The sequence below is a fragment of the Halopseudomonas pachastrellae genome, assembly GCF_900114765.1.
Lineage (GTDB): Bacteria > Pseudomonadota > Gammaproteobacteria > Pseudomonadales > Pseudomonadaceae > Halopseudomonas > Halopseudomonas pachastrellae.
Genome location: NZ_FOUD01000038.1, coordinates 1 through 7,235, shown reverse-complemented (window position 1 = coordinate 7,235; position 7,235 = coordinate 1). Strand labels below are relative to the sequence as shown.

The window sequence follows — 7,235 nt, the reverse complement described above, 5'->3', positions numbered from 1 at the left end:
CGCTTGGCCAGTTGCCGAATCGACCTCAACGTCTGCGCCCGTGCTCCTCGGCCATCAAGAGCGCAGTGGCCTCCTTTAAAATCTTCTTCTCCAGCTCCAGGCGATTGATACGGGCTTTCAGGGCTTGGATTTCCTGCTGTTCAGCCGTGAGCGCCTTGCTGTTCGGCGTCACTCCACCACGCTCTTCGCGCAGTTGATCGACCCAGCGCCGGAGAGCGGTTTCTCCGACACCCATCGACTTGCAGGCTTCTGCCACGCTATAGCCTTGGTCGACGACCAAGGCCGCTGCATCATGTTTGAACTCGACCGAAAAGGATCGACGTTGTTTGCTCATTGAACACCTCGCTGATGGCGATTCTACCGCCTAACTTGGTGTCCGGGATTAGTAGACCACTACAAACCGTATGTACGGTGGTGTGGGAGGACGGCGGGGGCGACCCCGCCTCCTACCCGATTCTCGATAACGTACCCGTCAGTCGTTACCAGCGCATTGGGGCCACAAATCCTTTCAGTGAACCCTTCGAAGCTTCGATTGGATATTCATAAAAAGGCCAGGCATCAAGCCTGGCCTACGTTGGGAGAAAACCAATATCAGCTCGCGTCCTCATCCTCTTCGTTGCGTTTCATGCGGCGCTGCAGAGCCGTGTAATAGAGCGCAGGCAATACCAGCAGCGTCAGTGCTGTCGAGGACAGGATGCCGCCAATGACCACGGTCGCCAGAGGCCGTTGGACTTCCGCGCCGGTCCCTGTGGCCAACGCCATTGGGACGAAGCCGAGCGACGCCACCAGCGCTGTCATCAGGACTGGGCGCAATCGAACCAGTGCGCCCTCACGCACAGCCTCGGATAAAGGCCGGCCTTCCTCTAGCAATCCTTTAATGAAAGCAATCATCACCAGTCCGTTGAGTACTGCCACACCCGACAACGCGATGAACCCGACGCCAGCGGAAATTGAGAGGGGAATGTCCCGGAGCCAGAGTGCAAGAATTCCCCCAGTAAGCGCGAACGGAATGCCAGTGAAGACGACCAGCCCATCGCGCAGTGTGTTGAACATCATGAACAGCAGCACGAAGACCAGCAGTAAGGCGACTGGGACGACCAGCTGCAGGCGCTTGGCGGCAGCCTGCAGCTGCTCGAACTGCCCACCCCACGTCGTCCAGTAACCGGGCGGTACCGGGTTTCGTTCAGCGATTGCTGCAGACGCATCTTGGACGAAACTGCCAATGTCACGCCCTCGAACGTTGGCGCTTACCACCACCAGACGCTTGCCATCCTCACGGCTGATCTGATTCGGGCCCAGCACGAATTCCAGCGTGGCAACCTCAGCCAGCGGGATAAAGTCGATTCGGTCGTTGGCAGCACCCGCTACCGCTGGCACCGGAATCGGCAGGCGAGCCAGCACATCCGGATCGGCACGCAGCGTATCGGAAAGACGAACAACGATGTCGAAACGACGGTCACCCTCAAAAAAGGTTCCGGCTTCCCGTCCGCCAATCGCGGCGGCGACGGTATCCTGCACATCGCCGATGTTGAGCCCGAAGCGTGCCGCCTTGTCACGATCCACATTGACGCTCAGCAATGGGAGGCCCGTCGTCTGCTCCACTTTAACTTCGGAAGCGCCTGGTACGTCTTGCAATATCGCCGCGATGTCATCAGCTGTTTTGTTGAGAACATCCATATCGTCCCCGAACACCTTAACGGCCACATCGCTGCGAACTCCGGAAATTAGCTCGTTAAAGCGTAACTGGATCGGCTGAGACATCTCATAGTTGCTGCCCGGCACAGATGCGGCCGCCTTTTGGATGTCCTCAATGAGCTGCTCGCGGGATTTGTCCGGATCTGGCCATTCTTCCTTGGGCTTGAGCATCACATAGCTGTCCGAAATATTCGGCGGCATCGGGTCAGCCGCGATCTCGGCGGTGCCGGTTCGGGCAAATGTACGCTTGACCTCCGGGACCTGCTCGGCAATTGCCTTTTCCAGCCGCTGCTGCATATCCACGGATTGGGAGAGGCTGGTCCCTGGAACGCGCAGAGCTTGAAGCGCAAAATCACCCTCGCTAAGGCTCGGAATGAACTCGCTACCCATTCGCATCACCAGCAGGGCAGACAGCAGCACGCTAGCGACGGCGCCACTGAATACCAATGTGCGATGACGCATGACCCAGTCGAGCACGGGCGCATAGCCATTGCGCGCCGCGCGCATCAGGCGGTTGTCCTTCTCTTGCACCTTACCGGTGACAAAAAGCGCAACAGCAGCGGGCACGAAGGTGACCGATAGAATCATGGCACCCAACAGTGCGATTACCACGGTGAATGCCATGGGGTGGAACATCTTCCCCTCGACACCAGTGAGCGCAAAGATGGGCAGGTAGACCACCATGATGATCAGCTGGCCGTAGATGAGCGGACGCCGTGCCTCCTTGGCCGCCGCGAATACTTCGTGGAAACGCTCGCTACGGGTCAGAATCCTGCCATGTTTTTCCTGCGCGTGGGCAAGCCGGCGGATGGCGTTTTCGACGATGACCACCGCACCGTCGACGATGATGCCGAAGTCGAGAGCCCCTAGGCTCATGAGGTTGGCACTGACTTTGTTGGTGGCCATGCCGGTGAAGGTGAACAGCATGGACAACGGGATGACCATTGCTGTGATCAGGGCTGCACGCAGGTTGCCGAGGAAGAGAAACAGCACGGCGATAACCAGGATCGCGCCTTCGATCAGGTTCTTGCGAACCGTGGCGATTGCCTTGTCTACGAGGTCGGTCCGGTCATAGACCGTTATCGCGCTTACGCCTTTTGGCAGGTTCTGGTTGATAATCTCCAAGCGCTGCGCGACGGCCTGCGACACGCTACGGCTATTTTCTCCTACCAGCATGAACGCGGTCCCAAGGACCACCTCGCGTCCATTGTCGGTGGCTGCCCCTGAACGCAGCTCACGACCGATCCCCACTTCGGCAATATCGCGAACCCGCACGGGCGCGCCGCCTGCGTTGCTCAGGACGATATTGCCAATGTCCGCGGGGGAGCCGAGCTGGCCAGGTGTGCGGATCGACAACTGTTCGCCGTTACGCTCAATGAAGCCGGCGCCGACGTTGGCATTGTTGCGCTCAAGCGCAACGACGAGCTGTTCCAGAGTGATTCGGTAAGCGGCCATGCGCTTCGGATCGGGCGCTACCTGATACTCTTTGGCGAAGCCACCGATCGTGTTGATCTCGGCAACGCCTCGAACGTTTCGCAGCTGCGGCTTGATGATCCAGTCCTGGATTTCACGCAGGTCGGTCGGCGTGTAGGGCTGACCATCAGGACGGCGCGCCTCGGGCTCGGCCTCGACCGTCCAGAGGAAGATTTCCCCCAGGCCGGTGGAGATGGGACCGAGAGTGACCTCCACGCCCTGCGGAAGCTCGTTGCTCGCGGCCTGCAGCCGTTCACTCACCAATTGCCGGGCGAAATAGAGATCGGTGCCATCATCAAAGATTACGGTGATCTGAGCGAACCCGGAGCGCGATAATGAACGTGTCTGGCGCAGGTGGGGCAAGCCGGCCATCGCCGTCTCGATGGGGAAGGTAACGCGTTGCTCGGTTTCAAGCGGCGACGCGCCTGGGACTGCGGCGTTAATTTGAACCTGTACATTGGTGATGTCGGGCACAGCGTCGATAGGTAAGCGCTGATAGCTATAAACCCCGACGCCCGCCATGCCCAAGACCGCCAGCAGCACTAGCCAGCGCTGCTCGATGGCGAAGCGAAGAATACGTTCGAACATGAGTTAGGTATCCGGAGGATCAGTGAACGTGCTCGGCGGAGCCTTTGCCGAGTTCGGATTTCAGGATGAAGCTGCCAGCGGTCGCGATCTGTTGGCCGGCCTGCAATCCGTCACGAATTTCCACGCGATTTTCGTCGCGCTGGCCCAGCGAAACCGGGTGCGCCTGGAAGCCGTGCGGCGTGCGAACGAAAACCGTCGGCGCGTTTTCGACGGTCTGGACCGCCTCGACTGGAACCGTGACCGGTGCACTGCGTCCATCGGCGCTAACTCGGACCGTCACGAAAAGACCGGGACGCCAAGCCCCATCGGGGTTGGCCAGGGTCACGCGGGCTGTCGCGGCACGCGTCTGCTCGCCCAGCAGGCTGCCCACATGGGCGACCTTCCCCATTGTTCGCACGCCTAGCTCGCCGGCAACAACTTCGACTTCTCGGCCGACGGTTACGCGCATCAAATCACGGGCAGGTACGCTGAACGTGGCCCAAACCCGCGACAAATCAGTCAGAGTGAAGACGCTGGTCGTTTCATCCACACGCTCGCCCAGCACAATATGCTTCTCGACGACCACTGCATCGAAAGGTGCGCGCAGCTCGTAGCGGTTGCCTACGCCTGCGCCACTTCCGCCGCCCAGCGCCCGTGTTTTTTCTTGGGCATTACGCAAGTCGATTTCTGCTACGCGCAGGCTCTGCTGGGCCTGCAAATAGTCCTGTTCTGCAGAGATACGCTCCTGCCATAGGGTGCGCTCACGCTCGAACAAGGTGCGAGCCAGCCGGAGGCGCTGCTCGGCGGCAGCCAGCTCACTACGCTGCTCGGACAGCTGCTCGCTGGCGATAACCGCCAGCAACTGGCCCTTCTTCACTTGGTCACCCAGGTTGACCGAAACCGATTCGACAACGCCGGCCACACGGGGCACGACATGTGCGGTACGGTCTTCGTCGAAACGCAGCTCGCCCGGCAAAGATACAGACGAGCCGATTTCAGCCGGTCCGGCCTTGCTTAGCTGAATGCCTGCGGCACGTATCTGCTCTTCGGAAAGCTCAATCTCACCTTCGGCATGCGTTTCGTTGCCGTGCTCGTCCTCCTCACCGCCATGACCGCTTTCGTCACCATGGCCGTGGCCATCGCCTTCAGCGTCATGACCGTCTTCGTCCCCATGGTCGTTCTCAGATTCCTCGTGACCGCTTTCTCCATCCTCATGCGCGTGGCCATCCTCGGCGTGCTCAGCCTTGTTATCGCTGGCCTGCGCCTCAAGAACGAAGCCCTGTTTTACGCCAACGCCGGTCAGCAGTACCAAAGCGACCGCCAGAGCGATTCCCGTCTGTTTTTTCATGCAAGCTCCCCCACCGCCAATACGTAATGGCGGCGTTTCGGTCATTCGAAGGTAGTGGTAGGTCCGTACAGCCGCTCGATACGCGCCCAGGCGTCGACCACGGCTTGCAATGACTGCAGATAGCGCGTGCGTGCATCTATCAGCGCACGCTGTGCGTCGAGCACGTCGAGGAACGCGAAGCGGCCAAGACTGAAACCACGTGTGGCCGCTTCCACGGTTCGCTGTCCTGCCGGCAGTATCCGGTTGCGTATTTCCTCGACGTCTGCACGTGCGGTACGCCAGTCGCGAAGGGCCTGCTGGATCTCCGCACGAACGCGCAGCTCTGCCGCATTACGAAGATCACGCGCCTGCTCCGCCCGCCGTGCGGCCGCCAGAACATTGCCTTGGTTACGATCGAATAAAGGCAGCGGAACAGAGAGGCCGACGAGGTTGACGCGCTCACGCTCGATTTCGTCGTACTGGCTACCGATACTGACGCTTATGTCCGGGTAGCGCTGGCTTCGCTGAAGCCCCAGCTCGGCTTCACTCAAGGCCACTTGGCGCAGAGCCCTACGCATATCGGCACTCTCACGCACGCGCGCCAATAATGCAGATTCGCTAGGCACATCTGGCAGGTGTTCGAAACTGCCCAGCAAACTGCCAAACTCCGGTGCGTCGGTCCCGAGTAGGCGCGCTAGCATCTGTCGAGCGTTGTCCCATTCCTGGCGTGCTCGCCGCAGGTCCAGTTGTACGGTCGCCAGTTGCATATCGGCGCGCGTCGCCTCCACTGGCGAAACTTTTCCGGCATCGACCTGTGCGTCGGCGACCTTAGCAGCCCGCTCGGCCAATGACAGAGAGGCCTCGGCCAGTTGCATGCCCTCCTGGGCACGCAAGGCGGCGAAGTAAGCCTGGATCACATCTGCACGCAACCCCTGGCGTCGAAAGTCAAGGTCGGCATCCACCATCGAGCGATTGGCGTCCGCCACACCGATTCGAGCGCCGCGCTTGCCGCCTAACTCGATCGGCTGAGTGATTGTGATTGAGCGAGTCTGGCGATCGGACTGAGTGTCTTCCACCTCGAATCCTAATTCCGGATTTGGAATGGCCCCAGCCTGGCGGCGCAGCCCGCTCGCGATACCTATCTCTGCCCGCGCGGCGGAGAATTCTGGGTTGCGTTCATACGCAAGGGACACGGCTCGCTCCAGTGTCAGACCTTCTTGCGCGCCCACCTCAAGCGACATCAGTGCCAGCCCAAGCAGGCCGCTGGCAAGCAGATACAAGCGTTTCTTTTGGTACATACGCAACACTGCCGGGCAGTGCCCCCTTTATTGTCGATCGCGTTTCTCCAGCCGCGCTAAACCGGCCAGATAGCTGATGGGTAAACGGCGGTGACTTTATATAAGGGCGGGCGGTTGCAGGAACTGAGTGCAACACGGTTACTGGATTGAGGCAGGAGCCTCATGATACGTAGCCATCAGCTCGGTCATGACCTCGATGGGGCACCTGAAGCCGAAGCGCTTACGTGGCCGAATGTTCAGTTCGTAGGCAATAGCATCCAACTGCTCCTGGCTGTATACCGACAGATTCGTGCCTTTGGGAAGGTACTGGCGGATCAGTCCGTTGATGTTCTCGTTGCTGCCGCGCTGCCAGGGGCTGTGCGGGTCACAGAAGTAGATCGCTACGCCGGTCTTCTGGGTGATCTCCGTATGGCGCGCCATCTCTCGTCCTTGGTCGTAGGTCATGCTCTTGCGGGCCGCCAGAGGCATCCGGTTTAACGCGGCACTGAAGCCCTCCACGGCCGAGGTCGCCGTCGCGTCAAGCATCTTGACCAGCATCAGGTAGCCGCTGGAGCGCTCGACCAGGGTGCCGACGGCCGAAGCGTTGGCCTTGCCTTTGATCAGGTCGCCCTCCCAATGACCAGGCATTACACGATCCTCGATCTCCGGCGGGCGCACGTGGATACTGACCATGTCGGGGATCTGGCCACGGCGGTCTACCCCGCCAGAACGCGGCCGGCGAGAGGTCTTGCCTTGCCGCAAGCAGATGATCAGTTCCTTGCGCAGCTCGCCAACCGGCAGGGCATAAATCGCGTTGTAGATCGTCTCGCGGCAGACGTAGGCGTCTTCGAAGTTAGGGAATTCCATCGCACGGAGCTTGCCGGCAATTTGCTCGG

Annotated in this window: 4 protein-coding genes and 1 pseudogene; all 5 read right to left on the bottom strand. The window is 60.2% G+C overall.

Going from position 1 to position 7,235, the window contains the following annotated elements:
* Nucleotides 1–334 (bottom strand): annotated as a pseudogene (locus BM116_RS18315) (transposase); the annotation flags it as partial.
* 257 nt (nucleotides 335–591) lie between these two features.
* Nucleotides 592–3,756 (bottom strand): CusA/CzcA family heavy metal efflux RND transporter, encoded by a 3,165-nt coding sequence (locus tag BM116_RS18310; protein ID WP_083729358.1) that lies wholly within the window; start codon nucleotides 3,754–3,756, stop codon nucleotides 592–594.
* A 19-nt stretch (nucleotides 3,757–3,775) separates the two neighbouring features.
* Nucleotides 3,776–5,083 (bottom strand): efflux RND transporter periplasmic adaptor subunit, encoded by a 1,308-nt coding sequence (locus tag BM116_RS18305; protein WP_083729360.1) that lies wholly within the window; start codon nucleotides 5,081–5,083, stop codon nucleotides 3,776–3,778.
* Between the two features lie 41 nt (nucleotides 5,084–5,124).
* Nucleotides 5,125–6,360 (bottom strand): TolC family protein, encoded by a 1,236-nt coding sequence (locus tag BM116_RS18300; RefSeq protein WP_083729362.1) that lies wholly within the window; start codon nucleotides 6,358–6,360, stop codon nucleotides 5,125–5,127.
* 138 nt (nucleotides 6,361–6,498) lie between these two features.
* Nucleotides 6,499–7,235: IS30 family transposase (locus tag BM116_RS18295; RefSeq protein WP_090475321.1), on the bottom strand; the 737-nt coding region annotated here is incomplete at its 5' end.

Excerpts from the sequence above, each read along its gene's own strand:
- BM116_RS18310 (WP_083729358.1), bottom strand. The coding sequence starts at position 3,756 with ATGTTCGAACGTATTCTTCGCTTCGCCATCGAGCAGCGCTGGCTAGTG.
- BM116_RS18305 (WP_083729360.1), bottom strand. The coding sequence starts at position 5,083 with ATGAAAAAACAGACGGGAATCGCTCTGGCGGTCGCTTTGGTACTGCTG.
- BM116_RS18300 (WP_083729362.1), bottom strand. The coding sequence starts at position 6,360 with ATGTACCAAAAGAAACGCTTGTATCTGCTTGCCAGCGGCCTGCTTGGG.